Here is a 25217-nt window from a genome sequence, read left to right on the forward strand (position 1 = left end):
GGCAACCCCTTTTCTTCCCCCTTAAAATGATTATCATTCTTGAAAAACCTGTCTCTTGTTTTTCTTGGAATAATTTATTCTTTGGAAGTCCCTTACTGCTTATGGCTTCGGTTCACCCAGACCCGGAGTCTCTTCTTTATCAACCTTAGGCACAAAATCAGGACGCTCTTTGCTTTCCCAACCGGCGGGGCGTTTTGAGTTGTACCAAGCTATTGAACCAATGCTTACAGCAGCAATAAAACCAACCACATACACCAACGTAAAAGCCAAGGGAAAATGAGGAGCAGCATCTATGGCTGGTGCTGCTGTCTGCATAAATAAATGCATGAGTATATTCTCCAAGGTTAAATAACAGTACTTAACACATTATCAAATGAGCGTATCACGTAACATCCCCCCGTAGTTAAGTTTAAGCAACTTGATATTGCACAGAAATGCGAATGCAGGGACACAAGGAGCAGGATTTTTACCTCTATGCCCAATGTCCAATACCCAATACCTCATTCATGAGACGGTCTAAGTCTATCCCGCCAGGATGGCTGTGACGGTGAAGAATCTGAAGAACCGGAACTATTTGCGGGAGAGAACGATCGTCGAGTTCTTCGAGACGGGGGAGAAGAATCAGATTCTACTTTTCTAGATCGCCGCTGTGGGGTAGATGATTCTGAGGAAGAGTTACTGGAACTTGATTCTTGGCTGCGATCGCGCCTTCTTCGTCTTGGGGTATAATCCCTAGATTGCTGTTCTTCTTCAGAATAGCTCCTCCTATTTCTACGTCTTCTAGATGATCCACTATCCTCAGAATTAGAATTTGTAGAATTTTCCCCTTCTGAGTCATCATCCTCAGAAATAGAATGATTCAGCACTTGTTTTGGCTTGATGGACTGGGCTTTGATAGTGCCTTTGCGACCTTCTAACTTGGGTCGTTTGGGAAACTTTTCTACGGTCATCCCCTCTGCCGCTTTTTCCATAAATTCGTGCCAAGTATAAGCGGCGCTACTACTGCTACCGTCTGTGGGGTGGTTGTCATCGTTACCTAGCCAGACCCCTGTCACCATCTGGGGAATGTAGCCAATAAACCACAAATCACGGGCTTCGTCGGAGGTGCCGGTTTTGCCAGCAACTGGTCTATTATCTAACTGAGCAGCACCACCTGTCCCCGCTTCTACAACGTTGCGTAGCATCCAAGTCATGATGGCGGCACTGTCAGCGTCAAGGGCGCGTTGAGACGGGAAATTAGCTGACCAGATTACTTTGCCTTGGCGGTTGAGAATGCGAGTAATACCATGAGGCTCTGTATGCAATCCTTGGGTGGCAAAACTGCCGTAAGCGCTGGTCAATTCCAGCAAATTCACTTCATTGGAGCCGAGAGCCAAGGAATAGGTGGGCTTGAGTTCAGATTTTATCCCCATATCATGGGCAAGTTTAATCGTTGGCGTAAATCCCACATCAATCAGCACCTTCACCGCAATGATATTGATAGATCGGGTGAGGGCATCTAGCATGTCCATTGAGCCGTGGAAGTTTTTACCAAAGTTTTTCGGTTCATAACCATCTATAACAATGGGTGCATCCTCATAGGTATCGTAGGGACTTTTACCGCTAGCGATCGCAGTGGCATATACAAACCCTTTAAATGTCGATCCTGGCTGCCGCTGTGCCTGAGTAACCCGATTAAACTGGTTTTTACCAAAGTCTTTTCCGCCAACCATTGCCTTAATTTCACCGCTGCGGGGGTCAATGGCAACCATTGCTCCTTGCTTAAAGTTCTCCCAGCGTCCTTGATTTCGCAGCGTTTTGGCAACTGCTTCTTCTGCTACCTTCTGCCAAGTTGGATTCAGCGTAGTTTCCACTACTAGACCCCCACTTGCTAGCACCTTAGGAGAAACGTACTTCGGCAATTCTTTTTGGATGTAGCTGGTAAAGTAGGGTGATTCTACTTGCACTCGCTTGGGTAAACTGCTTTTCAGGGTTAGCGGCTCTTGAACTGCTGCCTGCCTTTGCTCTAACGTAATTATTTTATCCTCTTGCATCCGTAGTAATACTAGGTCACGCCGCCGTTTTGCAGCCTCTGGATTCTTGTTTGGGGCGTACAAGCTAGGAGCAGGAGCTAATCCAGCAATCGTTGCCATTTCTGCGAGTGACAGTTGATCTGGCGATTTACTAAAGTATACCGAGGCTGCATCTGCTACACCATAAGCTCCATTTCCCAAGTAAACCAGATTCAAGTAACGCTCTAGAATCTGATCTTTGGTTAATTCTTGCTCCATTTTTTGGGCGAGGCGGACTTCCTTGAGTTTGCGCCAGATTGTCTGTTCTTGTTTGAGGAAGAGAATCCGCGTTAGCTGTTGGGTGATGGTGCTACCACCTTCCACCACACCTTGCGATCGCAAATTATTCAAACTTGCTCTCACAATTCCTTGAGGATCAAATCCGTTGTGTTGCTTAAATCTTCTATCTTCTGAGGCGATGAAAGCTTTTTTTAAATTATCTGGTATTTGTTCTAGTTTTAGCTGTTCTCTGGTGGCTTCACCTTGTTGTTGTAATATGGTTCCATCAGCAGCTTTGATGGTCAGTGTTTGCTCTCTAAGCACGGCGTTTAGCTCGGCCTTATCTGGCAAAGTGCGATCTATTAGACTGACGCCGTAGATGAAAGCTACTATCCCACCACCCACACCCAAGCCTGCCCAAAACCATAAGCGACGATAAAGTGGTTTACCGCCAGTTGCCTGATTGGTCTTCATCCTAGATGGTAAAATTTTCATTTTGCTCAGTAACTGCCTTGCCTGCGCCAGATGTGCTATTAGTATCTCAATTGTGGATTCTTCGGGTTGATGATTACCAAGTGGCAATCACGGTTCCTCCCGATTAGAGTCACTCTAATTAGTTGGTTTTCGCTTCAAACACAAAGTAATCTTTTATACGTTAATTCCTCTATATAAAGTCGTAACTACTTAACCACCAATTAAGCTTTGGGGTTATAGCACCACCTTTGTATTATTTTGACACTCTCCTGGCTCAAGCCACGGAGATTCTTAGTTCAACGAGTCCATTTTATTAGAGCAACTTGCGGTACTCTCACCAGAGGTGGTTCTCTCCCTAAGCGTTACTTACCGAGTGCCCCTCGGTAGTCGGATTACTCCAAAATTGATTTTAGTTAAGTGCCAATCGTCTAGTTCCTGTAAATCTTTTATCTACTTTCAGGCTGCTTAACAAAAATTGTCAAGCTACTAGAACAACAAAGTAGAACCCCATAGATTTAATTGTCAAGGTGCGGCGTCTGTATGTTAAACAGCAATCAGGTTTTTAAAGAGGTTGATTACCTTTCCTGCTACAGTAAATGGTAATGCAAATTAGCTACCATATCAATAAAAAAAAGACCGAGAGTTTATCAATTGAGCTTTAGTTAAGACGAGTGGGAGAGGCTAGATTGCTACGCTTGCTCAATAAAATACTTAACAAAACTCACTCTAGAATAATGTATATTGGATTGAGTTTTGTAAAACTACTGCAATTATCATAATTTTTAGAAATATAAAAACTATTGACATTTTCTGGATATCCGCAAAAACAGCCTGAAAACAGCTTACTTAAAAAGAGTGTGATGCCTGAGTTGGGCTATGCCTACGCCAAGCCCAGACGAAGCGCTGTTGCCCTTGGTAGTAATATCGGCGATTCACAGGCGATTTTAGAAGCAGCTATCGAAACTTTAGTCCAAACGCCAGGTATTTTCTTAGAAGCCAGATCAAGTTGGTACCAAACCAAAGCAGTAGGGCCACAGCAGCCAGATTACTTAAATGGCTGCGTCACATTGCAAGTAGAAATGCTACCCCAGCACTTATTAGAAGCTTTGTTAGGAATTGAACAACAATTTGGGCGTGTGCGTCAGGAACGCTGGGGGCCACGAACCCTGGATTTGGATTTGTTATTATATGATGACTTTATTGTGGATACACCAAACCTCCAGATTCCCCATCCCCGAATGCGGGATCGGGCCTTTGTGTTAGTACCACTGGCAGAAATTGCCTCAGATTGGGTAGAACCAGTTTCTGGGTGTGTTATTAAAGAACTGCTCAAAGAAGTAGACTGTTCTGATGTACATTTATTGATGGACAATTAAAATTACCATTCTTAAACACAGAAGAACGCTGATTTTACCTCTGTACTCACAGATAATCAGATTTTACTATGCCATTAGGTAGAGAATTACCACAACTGCTGAAACAACGCTTGTTTTATAAAGGACGCAAGTTTGATTTTGAAGTTAATCGTTTGCGTTTGCCTAATAAAGCTGAAGGAGAATGGGAATGTATTCGTCACCCTGGTGGTGCCCTAGCTGTACCTGTGACATCAGAAGGCAAACTTGTACTCGTGCGCCAGTATCGTTTTGCAATTCAGGGACGGATATTAGAATTTCCGGCGGGAACTATAGAATTAAATGAAGAACCCCTAGAAACGATACAGCGTGAAATTGAAGAAGAAACTGGCTATAGTGCCCATAAATGGGACAAAATAGGCGAATTTTTCCTAGCGCCTGGTTATTCTGATGAAATTATTTATGCATTTCTGGCGCGAGATTTAGAAAAGCTGGAGACACCACCACCACAAGATGGAGACGAGGATATCGAAACTGTGTTTTTGACTCCCGAAGAATTAGAGAAAGCTATTCTGGAAGGAGAGTTGGTAGATGCTAAATCAGTTTCTAGCTTCTTTCTGGCGCGTCCGTTTTTAGTCTAATACTAATATGCTGCTAGAGTTAGCAATCGCAGATGCCTACGGTGCAGGCTTTGAATATGCTGACGAGATGATCGTTAACAACGATTTGAGTCGATACGTCGAACATCCGCGTTTTCGACTCATCCCTGGCACTTACACTGACGACACCCAGATGAGCATTGCCATTGCGGAAGTGATTGTTGCTCAAGCGCCTTGGACACCAGAAGTTTTAGCCGATAGTTTTGTTAGAGCCTTTAAACGCGACCCCAGAGAGGGTTATGCTAGAAACTTCTACCATTTTTTAGTAGGAATTCAGGATGGGCAAGAGTTTTTAAGCAGAATTCGCCCTGACAGCGATGAAAGTGGGGCAGCAATGCGTGCAGCGCCCATAGGTATTTATCCTACAGTAGAGAAAGTCATTGAGGCGACAACAATTCAAGCGGCAATTACCCACAATACACCCGATGGGATCAATGCTGCGGTTGCGGCTGCTTTGATGTCACATTATTTTATCTATCGACTGGGAGCAAAACGCAAATTAGGACAGTTTCTAGAAGGTTATGTATCTGGATGGTCTAAACCGTGGGAAGGTAAAGTCAAGTCTAAAGGTTGGATGAGTGTCAGGGCAGCGATTACTGCGGTGATGCGAAATGACACTATGAGCGAACTTTTACAAAATTGTATCGCTTTTACAGGAGATGTGGATACAGTAGCTGCGATGTCTACGACGAGCTACGCCTACGCCCTAGCTGCTGGTTCTTGTAGCCAGGAAATTAGACAAGACATTCCCAATCATCTCCTTACAGGCTTAGAGAATGGAGCTTACGGTAGAGGTTACCTCATGGACTTGGATAAGCAGCTGATGAGTTTAGTAAACAAAAAGATCAGCTAAATGTAATACATGGGCTGCAAGCGTTGCACCCTCATCCATTTATCATAAAGATACTGTCGCCTATAGCCTTCAAAAACTGTCATTCCTGCTCCCATTGCTTGATGACCAATTTATATCGTCAATGATCATATTCTCCATGCTTGGGGAAGCATCTGAGCAGGTTTTTTAATTATTAACAGTGTAATTGCTCTGCTGCTTTACTCAATTAAGGGCAAACTTACCTTTTCAAATACTACGGTTTTTCGATATTATTACAGTAATTTATGTAAAAATAAAGCTACCCTAACCTTCACTATTTCCAACTTGGGGTAGTAAAGTACACATTGGTGGCTTACCTATATGCCTGTACATTGAACAGATTAACTGCTCAGTCAGGGACTTGCTACTTATTGGTAATACTGATTTGTTACCTTGGCTAGAGTCACATGAAAATTGACTTAGAGCCAAAGTTATAAGAGGATGACCAGAAGAAGCTTACAACTCCTAAATATGTGTCTCTATGCCAGACGCATGCATGTTTCACACAGATGAGAAAAAATACAACTTTTAACAGTGCCGGTAAACTGACTGCTCTTTTGTTCTTGATAACTATCTTTCTCACGCCTTGTGTGATTATAAATGCAGGCGAACGTGGTGTATTGATGAAATTTGGCGAAGTCCAAAACCAGATATTAGAAGAAGGACTTCACTTAATTATTCCTGTAGTCAATACTGTGAAAAAGGTGAGTATTCGAGTCCAAAAACAGGAAATTTCTGCTGAGGCTTCTTCCAAAGATTTACAAAATGTTTTCACCGATGTCGCTCTCAACTGGCACATTATTCCCCAGGAAGCAAATGCCATTTTTCAGGAAATTGGAGATGAACAAGATGTAGTTATTCGGATTATTAACCCAGCAGTTGAAGAAGTACTAAAAGCAGTAATGGCAAAATATACAGCTGAAGAAATTATTACTAAACGAGGAGAAGTCAAAGGTGGAGTAGATGATGCATTGTCAACACGACTGGGTAGCTATCACGTTGGAGTTGATGATATTTCTCTAGTTCATGTCCATTTTTCAGAACGATTTGGTGAAGCGGTGGAGGCGAAGCAGATTGCTGAACAAGAAGCAAAACAAGCAGAGTTTATCGCACTGAAAGCAACAAAAGAGGCTGAGGCAAAAGTTAATTTAGCAAAAGGAGAGGCTGAGGCACACAAATTATTACGTGACGGTTTAACTCCAGAAATTCTGCAAAGGCAAGCAATAGAAAAATGGAATGGGAAGCTGCCATTAATTGTAAGTAAGGAAACTCCAAAATTGTTGAATTTAAGTGAAATTTTAAAATTTGATGAAAATTGATATTCTTTTTCACGAAATATTTGCTAAATAAGACATAGGGGCGCACAGATGTGTACCCCTACAACCAATTCCTTTCTAGAAACGTGATAAACTAAATTAACCGTTGGAGAATAAAATGGGAGAATCGAGAATCTTTAACTGGATCAATAGGATAATCAACAGGGTATAAGCTGTTGAAGAAATTAGACCAGTGAATAATTCTTTCTTGAGGTTATGCTCTTGAGGTTCTTTTTGAAAAATGTCCTTAGAACCGAATTGCATCAAGAGAATTCCCACAATATTAGAGAGCCAGTACCCTATAATTGAACAAGGTAGAAGTAATTTTGGGGAAAGTAAACTACATGCATACCCAAAAGCATAAGCTATTGGCAGATTGAATAGTAAGTCATTCCACCAACATAGTGGTGACAACAAATATCCCAGTATGAGAAAAAATCCACCTCTGAGTTTTTTGAAAATGTCTTTTTTGAATTCTTCTGGAGTAGATTGTTGCAAGTCCTCCAGAGTTGTGTCTCCTGTTACATTCAACTCTTGACTAACGTTTTGGACGCTTTCCATAAAAACCCACTATTCCTCTCGTCTTAGTGTAGTTTAATATATAAATTAAATCAAAGTCTAGTACAGGAGTGATAACATTATGCCTAAAAACCATATCTATGGTGGGCATGGGTTTTGATCACTGGCTTTTTAGCAGATTTTAGATTTTAGATTAAAGAACAAAAAATTATTTGGTTCATGCCCCGTAAAAGAGTGGGCGGAATAAATCCAAAATCCAAAATCCAAAATTGATTGACATAGTTGTAAACCCGGACATAATATCACTCCTCAGTTATCAACTTTCTTTCTTCAGGAAGTAAGGTTGTTTTATCCTCAGGGCGTTCGTCAAAGACGTTGGCGTAGCCATCGCCATCTAGAGATTTGACTTTAGTCATATACGGTTTGATAATTAGACTGACGCCAATTGTCCAACCTAATGTAACCATCCAACCTGCAAGAATGTCACTAGGAAAATGAACCCCCAGATAGATACGACACCAGGCAATAGCTATTACATATAAGCTACCGAAGATGAGAACCAACCAGCGCCAGGAGCTAGCCCAAGTTAAGAATAGCAAAATTGCTACCAGAGTTACACTCGTCATGGCATGAGCACTGGGAAATGCAAAACTAGACTCAGGCGCAATGGACTGCCACAATTGTGGACGCACTCGATGCAATAATTCCTTTGCTGTGCGGTTGATGATGATGCTTCCAACTGAGGCGGTGAGTAAATAAGCTAGCGATCGCCAGCGTTTTTGAAGTAGTAATATTAGTGCGATCGCACCCAAAATCGGTATTGCCGTCCAAGGCAACCCAATTATAGCTAGCGTCACTGCTAAAACATCAAGCTGTGGATTTTCTGTAGAATGAGCTGCTAATAGAATAGGCACATCCCACGGGAAGCCAGCTTGATTCTGCCATATCTTCACTGTCAGGATTTCAAAGACTTGCAAAGGTAAATAGACTCCTATCAACAGGAGTAAGAGCGATCGCCAACGAGCAATCAACAGGTTTTTGAGAAAATCAAGAGGCGACTGACTCTCTTTATTGGCTTTTTTCACTTTTTCCATATCTAAGTTAAAATGACTGATCAACGACTTCACTGATTACAAATTACTGGAATCTTGAGAAGTTCTACAATGTTTTCAGTACGACAAATGTTCATAAGTAAGATTATGACAATTTTGGCATTCAATATACTGATAATAATCGCAGTGCGGACAGTCAGTATCACGATGTCGAATTTTATTGACATAATTGACATAGCGTGATTTTTTAACTCTGCTAGCTGCTTGGACTTTAGCATTAAAGACAAATTTTTTAAAAAATTGGATAATTCCAAAACCAATAATTGGAATCAGTAAGATATAAACATAATTGTTCAGGAAAAGTAAACCACCAAAAAGGGCACTAACGATATCAAATATAAATTTAAATATTGCATCTATTTGAATAAATTAAAATATTTTAACGATAGAGTGGCGGCGCTTGATCCATCCAAGGGCGATCGCCGCCTTTTTTTATAACAACCTAAAGTTGACACAGCTGTCACCTGTGTCAACCAAGTGAAACCTATTTCGCTGCAAAGTAGGCTTCTAATGCCTCAGAACCACCAATTAATTTACCATCGATAAATACTTGAGGAACTGTTGTCGCACCTGTAACTGCTCGTAAAGAGCGTGTGGTAATATCCTTTCCCAAGGTAATTTCTTCGTAGTTAATGTCATGTTCCTTAAGCATCGCCTTAGCACGGGCACAGAAGGGACAACCCACTTTCGCAAACAGGGAAACTACTTCGGGCTTCACTGCTTGAGGGTTGATGTATCTGAGCATTGTTTCAGCATCGGACACCTTAAAAGGATCTCCTGGCTCCTCTGGCTCAATAAACATTTGGTCAATTACACGATCTTTCACCAGCATCGAGTAGCGCCACGATCGCTTACCAAACCCCAAGTCTGATTTATCTACTAGCATTCCCATGCCTTCAGTAAATTCACCATTTCCATCGGGAATTACTGTGATATTTTCTGCCTCTTGATACTTTGCCCATTCGTTCATCACAAAGCTATCATTGACAGAAATACAGATAATATCATCCACACCATTTTTTTTGAAAACCCCAGCCAACTCGTTGTAACCAGGGAGATGAGTTGATGAACAAGTCGGAGTATAAGCACCCGGTAAGGAGAAGACAACCACTGTCTTATCAGCAAACAATTTATCGGTTGTCACATCCACCCACTCGTTGTCCTTACGAGTATGAAAAGTGACATTTGGTACTTGTTGTCCACGGCGATCAGAGAACATAATTTTGCTTCTTGAAGTAATCAATTCCAGTCATAACCTATCATAGGAAGACTAATTATGATGTAACTATCAATCAGCTAAAAAACTTCATTAATAAATGGAGCGATAGCTGCGACAAATTCAGCGGTTGACTCATATGGTAAAACATTGCGCCCATTTATTTTTATACCTCGACCTTGAGGCAAACAGGACAGATAGTGAGCCAAGCGTTCATCTGGCGTTTCTTTTCTATTGTCTTGACTAATACTCGATGCAGTTTCCCCCACAACCGCTAATGTTGGTTGCCCAATAGAGGCGATACGACTAGTATAATTCTGTCGCCAAAACCCTGCTAAAAAAGAAAACACTGCATGGCGATTAGCAGGATTTTCTGCACCTGCAACCAATGTATCCAACCACTCTGCATCCACAGCATTATCAGAAGCAAATAGTTGACGAGTCGAGAAAGAATGTAAAAATTTTAAGGAGCGTGCATAGCGATAAAAAGCACTCCCCAAAGGTGAATCTAACAGATTCCAAAGGAGTTTTTGCTGCCATTCTGGTGATTTATTTGTGATCAAAGCCCATGTTGGAGGGCCAGAGAGTACAAGTCTGGCAATTAAATTTGATTCCTTTTGAACTAATGCGATCGCAACTGGTAATAAAGCACCTTGGACTACTACAATTACAGGTTTTTGCACAACTGTTTGTAAAAAGTACTGCAACTGTTCTGCCCAATCATTAGGAGTGTAAGCTACATGAGGCATATCACTTTCACCACATCCTAGTAAATCAGGGTTGTAAATTGAATTACGCTCACCTGTATTATACCATTTGCGACAAAATCGCTGCCAAAATTGCCGTGACAATCCGACGCCAATAGGATGAATTAACAGTAAAGGAATACCCTCAGGTGTTGTATTAATTGGTTGATGAACTTCGTAAGCACAACGATAATTCTGCCAACTGTAAAACTGGCTAGGAGATGCTGTCAAATTGATTGTGTTAGCTACAGTAGATGGTTGCATAATTCCTAGTTTTTAATCCTTACTAAAAAATCATTTGTGGATGAACTAACTGGTATCCAGCCTCTTTAAGTTTTTCATTCGATACCCAAGCATTATATGGGCGGGTACTCTTGATAGAAGTATCCCATTTAACTTTGGGTGAATTATGTTTTTCAAATAGGCGCTCTAACAAGTCTTGACTGGTGAGATGTGCATCATCTACCAGATTGTAAATCCCTTGCAAACGACGGTGACGGGCAAATTCTATCGCATTAACAATATCATCCAAATGAATCCAATTTGTGATATCCTCGCCATTGCCAGGACGAGTTGCACCAGAATATCTGCTAAATATTTTTAACAATTCTCTGCCAGTTCCATAAATTCCTCCTAAGCGAAAGATACAAACGCGGAGATTTTCACTAGATGCTGATAGCAATACATCCTCTGTTTTTCTGAGAATCTGTGCATTTTGATTAGCGGGTGCAAGCGGTGTTTCTTCATCTACCCACACACCATTTCTGTCACCATAAACGGCATAACTCCCTGTGTATATCAATTGTTTTACACTCGGAATCTGCTGCAAGGATAAAATTAAAGTTTGAGCAGTTTGTAGATAAGTTTCTTCATAAACTTCTCCATTTTTTGCACCAACACTCAAAAGTACAACATTTTGATTGTGCAGAACTGATTTTAGACTATTTAGGTCATTCCCGCAGGTAACTACAACTCTTTGGGATACTGATTGTAGTGCCGGGACACGCTCAGGGGAAGTTGTAGTTACACTGACAACAAAATTCATCTTTTGCTGCCAATATTGAGCAACTTTATAACCAACATAACCACAACCAATGATTGCAACGTTCATAACAAATTAGACACAAATAAATTAAACTACTCATCGAGACTAGATTCTAAATTAAGTGACTGGATGTAAATAAAATTAACAGTCCAGAGCTAATACCCAATAGTCAATAGTACAGAAAGTTTTACCTAATCACTAATGACTATTTTGCTAATTATTTCTCAATTATGGCAATTATCTCTGGTGAATTGGGCTGGATACTACTATTAAATCGAGCAATCACTTCACCTTGTTTATTAACTAAAACTTTTCCAAGTTCCAAGCAACAGTTCCGGTTGGCTTAACGGCTTTGGTAAGTCGCTCATAAAGTGGATGCTGCTGTGAGCCTTTAGCATGAACTTTATCGAATAGTTCAAAGGTAACACCATATTTACTCGTACAAAATTGCACAATCTCCTGATTGCTTCCTGCTTCCTGCCCTCCAAAATCGTTACAGGGGAACCCCAAAATATGTGACCCTGCTTCCCCATACTTCTGGTTCAATTTTTCTAACCCTTCGTATTGAGAAGTATAACCGCAGTAGGAAGCCACATTCACAATTAAGAGTACCTTTGCGGTGTAGTCTTTTAATTGCTTATCCTCACCGTTGATGGTCTTGACTGCGATGTCCGAAATTATGTTACTCATCTTGAATCTTATTTATCGGGAATATTGCCAAGTTTCCCATATTACAGGTACTCTAAACCCGGTTTGTTTAAGGAAATTAGGTTTGTTAGCCTTTCCCACTACGATTCTATTTAACTCAAGCTGCTTGTATGGGAGTTTCGATAGATGTTTCCCTCACTGATTGGTGCTTAATGGGCAAAACGATATCTAACGATAAGTCAGGATGCGGAGCATTTTTGCTCAACTGGTGCAGCTGATCAATTAAGATAGCGATCGCCTGTGAGTTTACACTGACAACCAGATTTAACTAAGTGATAACTCTTCTATAAATAGCTCGACAATCTCCTATCTCAGGATAGGTCTTTAAAATCTGCGTGGCTTTTGATACAAAGTTTCGCAGAGATAAATGATGAATACTGACTATTGCGTATACAGACAAATATAGAGACGAAATATGGCAGGATACTTGCGAGTATTGACCGAATAATGTCACGATCAATCTGCGTGATCTGAATCAAAGTGAAAACTTAATTTCAGCAAAACTTATTTTACCTTGTGACAATTTTATGGTTAGAGGATTAAGAGTTAGTATACTGTTATTGGCAGCTCTGGGAAATCTGGCATGGTCATTTAGTGCCAAGGCTAATTTTAACGGTAAACTCACCGTGGAAATTGATGGCTTGAAGAACAAAGAAGGACAAGTATGTGCCAGTCTATTTGCAAGCAGTGAAGGATTTCCTAGCGATCGCGATCGCGTCTTACAAAAGCAGTGTACCAAGATTACTGATACTCCCTTTATCATTACCTTTGAGAACTTGAAAGCAGGTAGTTATGCCGTTGCTGTCTTCCACGATCAAAATAATGACGGCACTCTCAATAGAAATGGACTTGGTATACCAAGCGAAGGCTTTGGATTTTCCAGCAACCCAGAAATTCGCACAAGAGCGCCCAAATTTAGCGAAGCAGCATTTTTGGTTGCAGGCCCAAACACTAATATCCAAATCCAATTGAAATATTTTTAAGCTGACAACGGATTTAAACTTGGTGCAGTAGACAAATTAGAACTCAAAATCACAATATCATGTCCGTTTAATAAGTAATCAAGCGGACATGATATCTGACGCTACGCACAGTCGCTGACACAATGCTTATGAGCGTTAGGGATTGAAGGAAAAATCTAAAATCGAATGACTTCTGCTCTATTCTCGTGAATCGTCGTGTGAATCTTCTGGTAGACCTTGTTGTTCCGGTAAGCCACGCATTCGATTCATCTGAGTTAAAGCATATCGTGCTGTTGCTTGCACTTCGGCATCTGGGTCATTTAACGCATGGAGTAACATCTGATTCATTTGACCCATCGTATCGTAAACGCGCGTCAAGTCACGGATAGCATTTTGCCGTACTTGTGGACTTTCATCTTGGATTGACATTGCTAAAGCCCGGTTCATCGGTTTGAGTGTGCGGGTGCCAATTTCTGCCAAAGCTGCCAAAATTAAGCTGTTTTCTTGAGAATCAGCATCAATCATCAGGTCAACCATAGGCTGAATTGCCCGCGAATCTCCCTGCTGACTCAAATCCCAAATAGCCTTGTGTCGCTTCGCTGGGTCAGAACTGCGTAAGTCTTGAATTAATTCGTCAACGATATTGAGTTTAGCAAGCCGGGAAGTTTTTTCTGGTAGCAGCAATTGTGTGGTGAGTGGTGGCGTAGCTGTTTGTGGACTAGTTACAGTCTCTGGTGAGGGTGGAATCATTGGGTCTTTGTTAGCTTCACCCAAACTTTTAGTATTTGATATTTCGGACTTTTGCACTTGTTTCACTTGACGAAACCACCTCAGCAGGTAAACAAGTGCGCCAATACTTCCTAGAACTCCAATGGCAAATATTAACCACCAGAGAAAACCTCTCTCAGTCGGCTTGGGTGTTGCAGATGGTTTGGAAGTTGGAGCAGGAGAGACAACAAATGGAGAGGTGACAATCTGATTTTTGGCAAACAAGGCTGCTTGCAGTCTGCCCATAGTCGCCAGACCCGTAATACCATCTACTTTTAAACCCTTTGCTTTCTGGAATTTAGCTACAGCGATTTCCGTACTGGCGTTGTACTGTCCATTTACCACGCCACTATAGTACCCCAACTGTTTTAATTGGGTTTGCAGTCTCTGCACATCTGACCCTTGACTACCGGGTCTCAAAACAGCCGGACTAGCAGTAACTGTCGAACTAGCTTGTGCAAGTTCTAAAATTTCAGGTGCTAGGTTAGGTGTGGCTGTACTTGCGCGATTTGGGTAAAAACCAACGCAAGAAAAACAGGTAAATATCAAGATTGAGGAACGGCATAGCCTCATATTGCAAGTTTGAGCCTAAACGTGCTTTTGAAGTCTTTTATCTCACAATAACTTTAAGATGACCAAATGTTAACTGTTATTTGTCATTTATTCTTCTGCTCCCCTATTCCCTCATCTCCTCTTTAACGAGTTAAGGTAAAATTTGTGGTTCCGATTCTCTGACTGCTAAGGTTAGGGGGTTCAATTTTTTAGCCGATGCTTCTAAAACTGGTTGCTGTATATTAGCTATTTCGCCGACAGTAACTGTGTCGTTTTACCCTCTAAAGCATCACGTTGGTTAATCAGATAGATGCTGATTAAAGTAAGGAAAACACCGATCCACTGCAACGGACTAAGGACTTCTGAGAGGAAGAGATTACCAAATACTAGGGCAAAGATGGGTGTGAAGAAGGTCAGGGAACTAAGACTGGTGAGACTGCCACTAGAGGCAAAGTAGAAGAATAACCCGTAGGCGATCGCACTGCCAAATACAGTAGCATAACCCAAAGCCACTATATCAGATGCTCCTAGATTCTCCCACTGCTGATATTCGACAACTGATGAAACTCCCCATAATGGCAATCCACCCAAAATCATGTGCCATCCCGTAGCAGTTACTGGGTCAGCATGTCGGCACACAAACCGAATCAACACTGTTCCCACAGCCATTGATAGCGCTGCTAATAGCATCAACCACTCGCCACTAGCAAACAAATCTTGCCAGTTCCCAATTGTGATATTTGCGCCTGAGTCGAGAAAATGGAAAATCCACTCATCAGGTAAGCCAATTAAACCAATGCCTGTCATTCCCAAGGCTAGCCCCAGCCATCCCCAAAAACCAATATGTTCCTGGAATAGCCACAACGACAGCAAGGCAACAGCTAAGGGTTGCGAGTCAATCATCACAGACCCTAATCCCGCACTGGTTCTGACTAATCCCTCTGCCAAAAAGCCTTGAAATAGCGTCCCATCTACTAGAGCAAATAAGGCAATCCACAGCCATGCAGCCCAACTCTTGGGCTGGGGTTTATCCATGAATGCAGCTGCTATTAAAATTAACACTCCAGCTGGTATCAAACGTACACCTGCCATGAATAGCGGTGTGGTGTGGGGTATTACTCCTTTCATGGCTACCATTGCCGTCCCCCATAGGAAAAAGGGGGTAATTAACAGGATGGGGGCGAAGGGAAGTTGAGATGCACTGAGTTTCAGTTGCATGGGTTTATTAATGCTTTTGTTTAACAAGCGCAAAATTTGCTTCACCTAATTTTACCGAATTATGTAGTTTTGCGATCGCGTAACGTCTGGGAGAAAAGGAATTAATACTCAGGTTTAGCTAAGGTTACACGAGACTGAAGATTGTAATCAGACGGATAGCTTTAAAAAGCTTTATTAGGGAACAAGCACAAACTATTCAAATCAGGCAGATATACAGTAGTTTTTATATCTAAAAATCCTACCGATAAAGTGCTTGTTTAAACTAATAATGCAAGTGATTTATCTCTTATAGCAGTTGACTCAATTTATTTTTATTACCTCCAAAAATGCAGTAAAAGAAATGCAGGTAGAGGTTATTTGCGAAAAACTCTTTTCTCACAGTGAAGTAACGACTCTGTACTTTATTGCTCTATAAACATGCATTATGGCTTTGCTAAGTTTAAATACAATTTTCTCCAGAATAGAGCGTTTAGGATGTGCAAGTTTTCCGTGTTCCTGAAAATATGTCGACATTTCATCCATGTTTGACTGTCCCTTTTGAATTTTGATCAATTCAGTTTTGTTATTGAAAAAGGAAATACCTGACATCTCGCTCCATCTCACTGGCAGCTCTGCTTTATAGGCAGCTAAACCTATGGCATTACCTTCACCTTCATAAACTCCATTTAGCTCAAAATATTTGGCAAGGATTTCCCATGTTTCTAAAAATTCAATTTCTTTTCCTGTTGACTTAGTGACAGAAAACAAATATTCATGGACAAACGTAACATTTTCACATTCTGGATCTAAATTTAAAAATTGCGCTGCTTTTTTTATTACTTCAATTTCTCTAGAAAAATACTTGTCAGTTTTTGTCAAAGCTTTGGCAAATTTTTTCGGCATATCCATACAAGCTCTAGCACTTATCCCTGGCTCTAAAAGCCATTCTATACATTCTGGTACAGGTGCCAAAATTCGCATATCTGAATCAATGAATATACATGAATTAAATAGAGATAAAGCCTTAGCAATAGCAAATCTTTTATCGTGGTAACACTTAACACCCTGCTGCTGATGCTGAAATGCTAAAACTTGAGAATATTTGCTAAACTCTTGAGGGTTATCAGTGAGAACTATAAAAGCAGTGTTAGGTGAATATAGTTCTAGGTCTTTTGCTAATAAACTAGCCAGGCCCCGATACACTTTGCCTAATGCTAAAGTGCAAAAACAGAATTGTTGTTCACTCATATTTGTATGATTTGAGGGTAAAAGCTTAAAAATGTGAAAGTACTCAATTACTCATCACCCACTCGTACAGAATTCAGGAGGAATTATGACTTATGAGCTCTTCTTATCTAAAACCTTTTTTACTCCTGACCGGAGTCTGATTTGAAAAAAATCTCATGAGGTAAGAAAAACCGCCAGAGGAAACCAGGGGGAAGTACGGCACTCGATTCAGCATCTATAGGTAAATATTGAGAACGGTAGATTTCAATAGCCTGCTTTTTCTTAGATTGCACTTGATGAATTGCGACCCGATGAGCGCCTGCTAATTCATCAAACTTCAGACTGCGAAACAATAAAGACTTCCAAAGCAACCAGATAGCATATTGCCACAGTTCTACTGTCACTTCTGCTTTAGAAATAGCAGCTTTAACCAATTTATAAGTAATTTCATGATCTCGACTGCGATCCTGTTTATGAGTAACGTATACCTCTTGTGGTTGAAAACTACTTAATAATTGCGCCATTTCTTCAATGGTTTGCTGTTGTTCAGTTTCTGTCATTTTGTATAATGCGCCATCACATTTATCAAGAAAGTGAACATCTGTTGATTCCACTCCTAAAATATTCAAAGCTGCTATCGCTTCTTGTCTACGAATTTGAACAATTTCTGAACGGGTAATCTTGGTATGACCTCGATGAGAACCTCCTCCATCTGTAACAAAAACAACTTTAATCGGTATCCCTTGTTCTCGCTTGAGTGCAATCATACCCCCACAACCTAGTGCTTCATCATCTTGGTGAGGAGAAAATACAATTACTGACTTCTGGTTAATATTTAGTAGTTTACTGCCTTGATACAAAAGCCAGTAGAACTGTAGTTTAATCAGTAGTTCTCGAAATCGGTATTTCAACAACCACCACTTATTGTGCAGCCCGAACCTTAAGCGATGAAGAAGATATCTTATTTTCATAGCACCAGATATGATTTGAAATTACTATCTGAAAAATTATTACCCAAATGGTATTAATATTTCATCGCAGACATGAACATTGCCAAACTGCTAACTAGCATCTGGATTGAATGACAAAGATTAATTTGTATTCGATTTAGATTTTTATCTTATTCGATATTTTATTAAATGTGTGTCAGTACGATGGAATTTTTATGTTATTTATAAAACTTAAGTGCGTACAGTGATCAGGGCGGCTGCATCATGTCAACAAAAGGATTTTATTCTCAATAAATTAAAAATAATCGCATTAATCGCTGCTTATTGAGATAAACTTAGGCGTTCTGTGGCTCGCCGTACCCTTCCCTATGATACGCTAGGGGCGAACGGGTTGCTAGACACAGCGTCTCCGACAGGAGAAGACATCGCCCAAAACTCAGAATATCAACTGCTGTTTCAGCCAGATAAAGGTAAGTTCATCAATAAAACAACTTTTATCACCTCAACGAATGCAGTAAAAGATATGCGGGTAAAGGTTATTTCCGAATGGCACTAAGAAAAGCTCTAAGCTATACGGGATAAGGGCTACAGATTTTAAAGCTATTGAACAGTGAAGGTCTTGGTATGGGGTAAGTTATTGTGCAAGATGTAGTACTGCGATCGCTCTTAAGGCGGGCGGTTACGCCATCGCTGTGCCTGACAGAGGAAGTGCAAAGATGTACCGATTGTTCAAAAATTTTTTAGAGATAGGAAAAGCTTACTCGTTCATGAGATACTTTCATCGATCCGAATAAGCCAACAACATAAATATCACTGTGACACTACGAGTAGAAATTCTCTCTTGATAAATTTGGTCAAACTTTGGGATTGCCTTTTAAAGAGCTATTACCATCTTCTGTAGTTGAGCAAGCAATCGATGAGCTAAAAATTAGATACTATCAGCGATTATTTGACGTAAAGTCTGCCGGAATGTGTAAATCTTGAGTACCAATACGGATTCTTAAACGAATCAAGTCTTCGTAATAATTAATAATAGCATACTGGTCAAATCCTAGCGATCGCACATCTTTTAAAAACCATAAAGTAGCCTCGGTTTGGGGAGGTTCAATTTCCAAAGTTACTATTTCTGGTTTTCGTTCTAAAAGTTGAATGAGTTTCTCTAGCGCTTCTTCTTTCGTCGCACCAGAGCTTTTAATATCTGGCAAGCCTAGCACTCTAACACTGTCGCACTAACCCTGCCATCTAGTTCTTTTTCAATCAGTACATCGTAAGTCAACTTAGGTACAGTTTTAGTAGGGGAAGTTGTCACAGATAAATTCATCATATTTTATCTCCAGCTTTGATATCGATCATAGTTCTCAAAGCTGAAGAATTCTCAGAATCAATAAATGCAAGCTATATGCTGAAGCCTGAGTATTCTCCAATGCAGAAAACTAAGCAATTTAGCCTGCTTGATTGAAATTTCATAAAAGGATATCTAAGTTTTCCCAGCTTAGATATCCTATAGCAACATAACCTATATTAAATAGATTGTTAACTCTAGTTTAATTATAATTCTAATTTTTCTTTTTAAACGAAGTAAGTAAGCGTAAACAATTAAAGGTTTGTAGTAATGTCTGAAACCCTTGCTAAGAGGCAATTTAATCAATTTACATTGTGTAACATAGTTTGATTCATTCTTGCCCACTTACTTCTTTGGGTGGTTGATAAATTAATACTTAAGTATGATGAAAAAGTATATGATAATTTAACTAAAATTTTAAAAGCAGATGCGTAAATCACAAATAATTTATAGTGGCGCATATATGTGCGCTTATACTTTATTCAGCAGGTGCGTTACACAGCATTAACGCACCCTAATTTCTAGTTTCTAGGAGAAGCTAGCAACGCTAGACTTTTCTAAAGTCGCTACTAATTTTACACCAAATTCTTCCTCAAACACTGCTTTTTTATATTCTAAACTCCAGAGTTCTAAGGCGCAGTCATCATTAGGTTGAGATGGGAATATTAGTAAATTACACTGCCTTAATTGTGGATAATACTCACATTGCACTTGAGCAATCGCACCAATTTGTCGTCTATCTAATGCCACTGCCAATCTCAGAATTGCACTCAATTGACTGACCATTTGTCGCTGCTGTTTAGTCAGCAAATTCTGGTAATTTTCATGTTTTTTCTTGGGCGGCGATTTGCGATGATAACGCGCTAAGTTGGCAATGATTTCAATCTCGGTTTCTGTATAACCGAGTAACTCACCATTGCGAATTAAATAGTAAGAGTGCTTGTGATGAGACGAATGGCTGACATAATGACCGCAATTGTGTAATATTGCGGCCGCCCACAGCAGTTGTCGCTCGTCAGATCCCCAGTGGTGTAGTATACCTTGAGTTTGGTCAAATAAACTCTGGGCAAATGCTGCCACGCGATCACTGTATTCTAAATTGACGTGGTATTTATTAGCGAGTTTTAGAACATTGCGTTCCCGAACTGAACTTTGGTAGCGCAGCTTATCTTCAATTAAACCGTGGGCTAACATCCAGTCTACGATTACGCCTTCCCTCAGAGAACGCTCACAGACTGTAACCGATTCACTACCTAAAAGGGTCATCGCTTCCAGTAATATCACTGCGCCAGCGAGTATAACTTCAGCCCGCTTATCTGGCATACCGGGAATTGCAGCTTTTTCTGAGTTACTCAGTTTCCGCAAGCGATTTACCCACTCTCGCAAGTCTTTAAGACTGAACTGGTAGCCATTTAAAGTGGAAGGAATAACACCTGACTTTTCTCTTGCATGAATCATTGCCAGGGTCTCAATTGTGCCAGATGTACCCACCAAACGCGCAGATTCCCCAAGCTGGAGATTTGCTAGCACCTCATCCACGGAACGTTCCAACATACCACGTGCATAGGCTTGCAGATGGTGAAACTCAGTGTTGCTGATGGGATCAGTGGTGATTAACTCGCTAGTGAGTCGTACTGCACCGACTTTGGTACTGGTGAGAGTACGCGATTCGTGACTGTCGCCCAAAATTAACTCTGTGGAACCACCGCCAATATCAACAATCATGTGGGGCTGGTTGTGAAATTCCATGCCCGACAGCACGCCAAGGTAGATTCGTCGCGCTTCTTCTTGACCAGAAATCAAGTCAACGCTTAAACCCAACTCTGTTTCTATTTTTTGCAAAAAATCTTTTCCATTGGGGGCTTCCCGCACAGCACTAGTTGCCACGGCAATGATTGTTTCAGCGTTGATAGTTTTGGCAACTTCTTGAAAGCGTCCTAAAGCAGCGATCGCCTTTTTAATTATCTCTGGTTTGAGTTCCCCAGTGGTAAGATTGCGATCCCCAAGTCTCACGGTTTCTTTTTCTCTGGCAATAATGCTGAAAGCTGGTAGTGTGGGATCAATTTTGACTACTACCATGTGTAGAGAATTTGTTCCCAAGTCAATGGCAGCAATAATCCGATCTTGCTTAGGTGGTTGAGTTGGAACACTCTCCCAGCTAGCCGAAACTAAATTCAGCATCTAGTTTTCTCTCTTTATAAGAAATGATGGCAAACGGTGATATGTCGGGGTAGCTGGCACTGATATTTGTTGCAACACACTTGCTCAAACTGAGTGCTGTTAGCGGATAGCTATGGTTTAGCCCGTACTCAGTAAATTAAAAAATACTCAGCACTCTTCATCTTTGGTCGAGGGGAACTAAGCTAAGTATATTCACCCTACTGTTTCTAACCGTAGTGACTATTTAAAGATATTTTAAGTTGCCACTTGGGGTTATATTTTTACAAATAACAAATAACGTTATTCTTTAGATGTAAAGATATGTAAAAATGTGTGAATTAAAGAATAGAAAATTGGAATAGCCTGTCATCTGCTAGATTGGTGCTGTATTATTGGCATGATTCGGCGAATAGAGGCATGTTTTTATAAATATCAAATAACGTTATTCTATAGATATAAAGATGTGTGAATTCATCTATCTAAAGTTATTTGTTGATTTCTATGTTAACGACGCCAGAACGCCCCCAGCAACCAGTTTGGCTTGTAATTATCCGACTTTTGCGCTGGCATAAACCAGAAGGACGCTTAATTTTAATGATTCCTGCCCTTTGGGCTGTGTTTTTGGCAGCTTCTGGGAAACCGCCTTTGCCTCTGGTTGGTGTGATTATATTGGGTACTCTCGCCACGAGTGCGGCTGGGTGCGTTGTCAATGATTTGTGGGATCGGGATATTGATCCACATGTGGAGAGAACACGCGATCGGCCCCTGGCTTCTCGCGCCCTGTCTGTGAAAGTTGGGATTGTAGTCGCGATCGTATCGCTAGCATGTGCAGCGATCCTGGCCTTTTATCTTAACCCCTTGAGTTTTTGGTTATGTGTGGCAGCAGTGCCTGTAATTCTGCTGTATCCAGGCGCAAAGCGGGTGTTTCCTGTGCCGCAACTGGTGCTTTCCATCGCTTGGGGTTTTGGGGTATTGATTAGCTGGAGTGCAGTGACACAAACCATCTCCCAACCAACTTGGTTACTTTGGGGCGCGACTGTACTGTGGACATTAGGATTTGATACACTTTACGCTATGAGCGACAAGGAAGACGATCACCGCATTGGTGTTAATTCTAGCGCTCTATTTTTTGGGAATTATGCCCCTGTAGCTATTGGAATTTTCTTTGCTGGCACAATCTTGTTATTGGCTTGGTTAGGTGTACTCAGACATCTACACTTCGCCTTCTGGATTAGCCTTGCAGTTGCTACTATCGGATGGATTTGGCAGTCTCTGCGATTAAGACAGCGAAACTTACCTAATCCTGTTTATGGTAAAATGTTCCGGCAAAACGTGTGGATTGGTTTTATTTTACTTGCTGGGATGATTGCTGGATCTTTTTAACAAGTAAAAAGTAATGTATAGAATTCCCTGGAAGAAGTATTTATGGGTGTATTCTTTGATTTGTTTAGTCCCTTGTTTAAGTATGTTCGTACTTGGACAGCAATAGGTCTGCTATGTTTAGTTGTTGTCACCTGGTCAATTACTGCACAAGCTGCTAGCCGCATTGATCCGCAACTGGAACAGCAAGTATTACAAATTCCCCGTGAACATCCAGAGGCAATTATCGAATCTGTTCAAGCCTATCAGCAGCAACAACAACAGAAAACAAAGCAAGCACAGCAAGCATTTTTACAGGATTTAAAGGCGAATCCTCAAACAGTGATTGGTGAGTCTCCTACCATAGGTTCAACTCAATCAAAAACTGTGCTAATAGAATTTTCAGATTTTCAATGTCCCTATTGTGCTGAGGCGCATAAAACATTGAAACAATTGTTAGCAAAATATCCAGATAAAGTAAGATTTGTTTACAAGAATTTACCGCTAACTTCAATTCATGCTGAAGCATTGCCAGCGGCGACAGCGGCTTGGGCAGCATACCAGCAGGGCAAATTTTGGGAATATCATGATGCGCTATTTACTAATCAAAAGCAACTAGGTGAAGCATTATATTTAGATATTGCTAAAAAACTGAAGCTAGATTTGAGTAAATTTCAACGCGATCTTACTCTTGCTACTCCCGCCATTACAAAAGATATCCAATTAGCAGATAAATTGGCTGTTTCTGGCACACCTTTCTTTGTAATTAATAGTCCAACTGTTTCAGGAGTGGTGCAGCTAGCAGATATCGAAAGTATATTGACTGGTGCTAAGTAAGTGGACGTGAATCAATTTTTGATAATAGAAAAATAGAATTTAGATTGACCCCAGCAATCAAGTCACTTGTTTATCAAAAAATGTTTGAATAATGGAAAAATAGAATTATTCTCGTGTTTAAATTCGCAAGTCTTAAACATGCATTAATGCTACTCATCACTCTTAAAATTGCTGGGAAAAGCCGTCTATGATTATTGTCGTAATGGGTGTATCCGGTTCTGGCAAAACTACCATAGGAAAACTGCTAGCAGACTCGTTAGACTGCGAGTTTAGCGACGCTGATGCTTTCCACTCGCCAGAGAATGTTGAGAAAATGCGACGCGGTATCCCTCTGAGTGAAGCTGAGAGGACGCCTTGGTTGCAAGATTTGCAAACAGCTATAAAACATTGGCTGGAAGAAAATAAAAATGTAGTGCTGGCGTGTTCGGCTTTAAAAGCCAGCTATCGGCAATTTCTGGTATTGGATAGCGATGGCTTCGCCAACGCCAAGGGCGAACGCATCAAGCTAGTTTACCTCAAAGGGTCTTATGAGTTGATTCAAATGCGGTTGCAAGAGCGTCACAATCACTACATGACCGAAAAACTCCTCAACAGCCAGTTTATCACTCTTGAAGAACCATTAGACACTATATCTATGGATGTTGCACAGTCACCCCAGGTAATTGTCCAAAATATTAGAACGGCTTTAGGAATTTAGCTTATTGGTTACAACTGCATGATAAAAAACTTAACATGCATTTCATGCACACCTGTGCAAAAATAATATCACTTGCACACGTGTGCAAAACATGGAGTGTGAAAGCACCATTTAACATATCAATATCGGCAACTCAAAAGATATGTCTCAAACTCTAAGTAATGCCATCGACCAAGCTCAAAATAATCCTTTATATTCGCTAGAAGAATGGGAAGAAGACTTACTTAATCGCTATCCCGATCCGGACAGTATAGTTAAAGAAGGTAAAACCCCCCAAGAGTACAGGAATTACGAAGCGCCTACTAGAGATACGGTGAAAGAGTTCTATCGGTTAAATTATATCAATCAAACCTATGATTTTGTATTAGAGAAAAAAGAACACTTTCTGAAGTTGGATAAGAAAGAAATGTCTCTCTGGGATGCATTGGAATTTTTGAATCAATTGGTTGATGATTCAGATCCTGATACAGATTTAGATCAGTTACAGCACCTATTGCAAACATAAGAAGCCATTCGCGCCGATGGTCACCCAGACTGGATGGTACTTACTGGCTTGTTTCACGATATGGGGAAGATACTTTGTTTATTTGGTGAACCCCAATGGGCCATAGTAGGCGATACCTTTCCTGTGGGTTGTGCATTTTCTGATAAAATTGTTTTCTCGGAATTTTTCAAAGAAAACCCTGATTACAATAACCCTGTATATAACACTACATATGGTGTTTACGAGCCGAATTGTGGCTTGAGTAATGTGCATATGTCATGGGGACATGATGAGTATGCATATTAGACCTCTTGCAGAATTATTTTTATGTTATAATAGAAGGCTTTGCTTCCATACTAATGAGGTGGAATAATTGAGAAACGTGATACTTGGG

At 40.7% G+C, this 25217-nt stretch carries 22 protein-coding genes and 3 pseudogenes; 10 read left to right on the forward strand and 15 right to left on the reverse strand.

Translation table 11 applies throughout. The features are described 5' to 3' along the window. Window positions 1-99: 99 nt before the first annotated feature. Together psb35 and V7K21_RS27065 are read right to left on the reverse strand one after the other, a co-directional pair. A complete protein-coding gene (psb35, locus tag V7K21_RS27060; protein WP_298915776.1) occupies window positions 100-327 on the reverse strand; it encodes a photosystem II assembly protein Psb35 in 228 nt (75 codons plus the stop codon). A 173-nt stretch (window positions 328-500) separates the two neighbouring features. Beyond that, a complete protein-coding gene (locus V7K21_RS27065) occupies window positions 501-2765 on the reverse strand; it encodes a transglycosylase domain-containing protein (RefSeq protein WP_442948930.1) in 2265 nt (754 codons plus the stop codon). 839 nt (window positions 2766-3604) lie between these two features. Between V7K21_RS27065 and folK the strand changes: the two genes are divergently transcribed. From folK to V7K21_RS27085, 4 genes are all read left to right on the forward strand, one after another. Further along, window positions 3605-4120, forward strand: a complete 516-nt coding sequence (folK, locus tag V7K21_RS27070; protein ID WP_335178729.1) for a 2-amino-4-hydroxy-6-hydroxymethyldihydropteridine diphosphokinase — start codon at window positions 3605-3607, stop codon at window positions 4118-4120. A gap of 68 nt (window positions 4121-4188) precedes the next feature. Further along, window positions 4189-4737: an NUDIX hydrolase gene (locus V7K21_RS27075; protein WP_335178692.1), complete on the forward strand. Its 549-nt coding sequence runs from the start codon at window positions 4189-4191 to the stop codon at window positions 4735-4737. A gap of 7 nt (window positions 4738-4744) precedes the next feature. Continuing rightward, complete coding sequence (locus V7K21_RS27080; protein WP_335178694.1) at window positions 4745-5608, forward strand: ADP-ribosylglycohydrolase family protein; 864 nt, start codon at window positions 4745-4747, stop codon at window positions 5606-5608. Between the two features lie 527 nt (window positions 5609-6135). Further along, a complete protein-coding gene (locus V7K21_RS27085; protein ID WP_335178697.1) occupies window positions 6136-6945 on the forward strand; it encodes a prohibitin family protein in 810 nt (269 codons plus the stop codon). 96 nt (window positions 6946-7041) lie between these two features. Here V7K21_RS27085 and V7K21_RS27090 read toward each other — a convergent pair whose 3' ends face one another. The 7 genes and pseudogenes from V7K21_RS27090 to V7K21_RS27120 form a co-directional block, all read right to left on the reverse strand. Next, complete coding sequence (locus V7K21_RS27090) at window positions 7042-7503, reverse strand: hypothetical protein (protein ID WP_334966077.1); 462 nt, start codon at window positions 7501-7503, stop codon at window positions 7042-7044. Between the two features lie 260 nt (window positions 7504-7763). Continuing rightward, complete coding sequence (locus V7K21_RS27095) at window positions 7764-8555, reverse strand: phosphatase PAP2 family protein (protein WP_335178699.1); 792 nt, start codon at window positions 8553-8555, stop codon at window positions 7764-7766. A 75-nt stretch (window positions 8556-8630) separates the two neighbouring features. Beyond that, a pseudogene (locus V7K21_RS27100) lies at window positions 8631-8942 on the reverse strand (hypothetical protein); the annotation flags it as partial. Between the two features lie 115 nt (window positions 8943-9057). Next, complete coding sequence (locus V7K21_RS27105; protein WP_335178701.1) at window positions 9058-9792, reverse strand: glutathione peroxidase; 735 nt, start codon at window positions 9790-9792, stop codon at window positions 9058-9060. Between the two features lie 77 nt (window positions 9793-9869). Next, complete coding sequence (locus tag V7K21_RS27110) at window positions 9870-10799, reverse strand: alpha/beta fold hydrolase (RefSeq protein WP_335178703.1); 930 nt, start codon at window positions 10797-10799, stop codon at window positions 9870-9872. A 22-nt stretch (window positions 10800-10821) separates the two neighbouring features. Then, window positions 10822-11646, reverse strand: a complete 825-nt coding sequence (locus tag V7K21_RS27115; protein ID WP_335178705.1) for an SDR family oxidoreductase — start codon at window positions 11644-11646, stop codon at window positions 10822-10824. 237 nt (window positions 11647-11883) lie between these two features. Continuing rightward, on the reverse strand, window positions 11884-12270 hold the full coding sequence (locus V7K21_RS27120; protein ID WP_442948929.1) for a glutathione peroxidase: 387 nt from the start codon (window positions 12268-12270) through the stop codon (window positions 11884-11886). A gap of 545 nt (window positions 12271-12815) precedes the next feature. Here V7K21_RS27120 and V7K21_RS27125 point away from each other — a divergent pair. Further along, window positions 12816-13271 (forward strand): DUF2141 domain-containing protein, encoded by a 456-nt coding sequence (locus V7K21_RS27125; protein ID WP_335178707.1) that lies wholly within the window; start codon window positions 12816-12818, stop codon window positions 13269-13271. Window positions 13272-13448: 177 nt separating this feature from the next. Here V7K21_RS27125 and V7K21_RS27130 read toward each other — a convergent pair whose 3' ends face one another. The 4 genes and pseudogenes from V7K21_RS27130 to V7K21_RS27145 all read right to left on the reverse strand — a co-directional run bounded on the left by V7K21_RS27130 (window position 13449) and on the right by V7K21_RS27145 (window position 17965). After that, window positions 13449-14591: a peptidoglycan-binding protein gene (locus tag V7K21_RS27130; RefSeq protein ID WP_335178709.1), complete on the reverse strand. Its 1143-nt coding sequence runs from the start codon at window positions 14589-14591 to the stop codon at window positions 13449-13451. 130 nt (window positions 14592-14721) lie between these two features. Beyond that, window positions 14722-15788, reverse strand: a pseudogene (locus V7K21_RS27135) (DMT family transporter). Window positions 15789-16163: 375 nt separating this feature from the next. After that, window positions 16164-17015, reverse strand: a complete 852-nt coding sequence (locus V7K21_RS27140; protein ID WP_335178711.1) for a hypothetical protein — start codon at window positions 17013-17015, stop codon at window positions 16164-16166. Between the two features lie 119 nt (window positions 17016-17134). Beyond that, window positions 17135-17965, reverse strand: a complete 831-nt coding sequence (locus V7K21_RS27145; protein WP_335178713.1) for a PIG-L deacetylase family protein — start codon at window positions 17963-17965, stop codon at window positions 17135-17137. A gap of 325 nt (window positions 17966-18290) precedes the next feature. On the opposite strand from V7K21_RS27145, the gene V7K21_RS27150 reads away from it, so the two are divergent. Then, window positions 18291-18500 (forward strand): protein phosphatase 2C domain-containing protein, encoded by a 210-nt coding sequence (locus V7K21_RS27150; RefSeq protein WP_335178715.1) that lies wholly within the window; start codon window positions 18291-18293, stop codon window positions 18498-18500. Between the two features lie 382 nt (window positions 18501-18882). Here V7K21_RS27150 and V7K21_RS27155 read toward each other — a convergent pair whose 3' ends face one another. Next, window positions 18883-19158, reverse strand: a complete 276-nt coding sequence (locus tag V7K21_RS27155) for a hypothetical protein (RefSeq protein WP_335178717.1) — start codon at window positions 19156-19158, stop codon at window positions 18883-18885. 656 nt (window positions 19159-19814) lie between these two features. After that, window positions 19815-21467, reverse strand: a complete 1653-nt coding sequence (locus V7K21_RS27160; RefSeq protein WP_335178720.1) for a Ppx/GppA phosphatase family protein — start codon at window positions 21465-21467, stop codon at window positions 19815-19817. 480 nt (window positions 21468-21947) lie between these two features. On the opposite strand from V7K21_RS27160, the gene V7K21_RS27165 reads away from it, so the two are divergent. From V7K21_RS27165 to V7K21_RS27180, 4 genes and pseudogenes are all read left to right on the forward strand, one after another. Further along, window positions 21948-22829 carry a 4-hydroxybenzoate solanesyltransferase gene (locus V7K21_RS27165; protein ID WP_335178722.1) on the forward strand — a complete coding sequence of 294 codons (882 nt, stop codon included), beginning with the start codon at window positions 21948-21950 and terminating at the stop codon, window positions 22827-22829. A 42-nt stretch (window positions 22830-22871) separates the two neighbouring features. Beyond that, the gene (locus V7K21_RS27170) at window positions 22872-23642 is read left to right on the forward strand and encodes a DsbA family protein (protein WP_335178724.1); all 771 of its coding nucleotides are present in this window, start codon (window positions 22872-22874) and stop codon (window positions 23640-23642) included. Between the two features lie 187 nt (window positions 23643-23829). Beyond that, complete coding sequence (locus tag V7K21_RS27175) at window positions 23830-24339, forward strand: gluconokinase (RefSeq protein ID WP_335178727.1); 510 nt, start codon at window positions 23830-23832, stop codon at window positions 24337-24339. A 142-nt stretch (window positions 24340-24481) separates the two neighbouring features. Next, window positions 24482-25129, forward strand: a pseudogene (locus V7K21_RS27180) (inositol oxygenase family protein). The last annotated feature ends 88 nt before the right edge of the window (window positions 25130-25217 follow it).

Source organism: Nostoc sp., from assembly GCF_036919595.1.
Lineage (GTDB): Bacteria > Cyanobacteriota > Cyanobacteriia > Cyanobacteriales > Nostocaceae > Nostoc.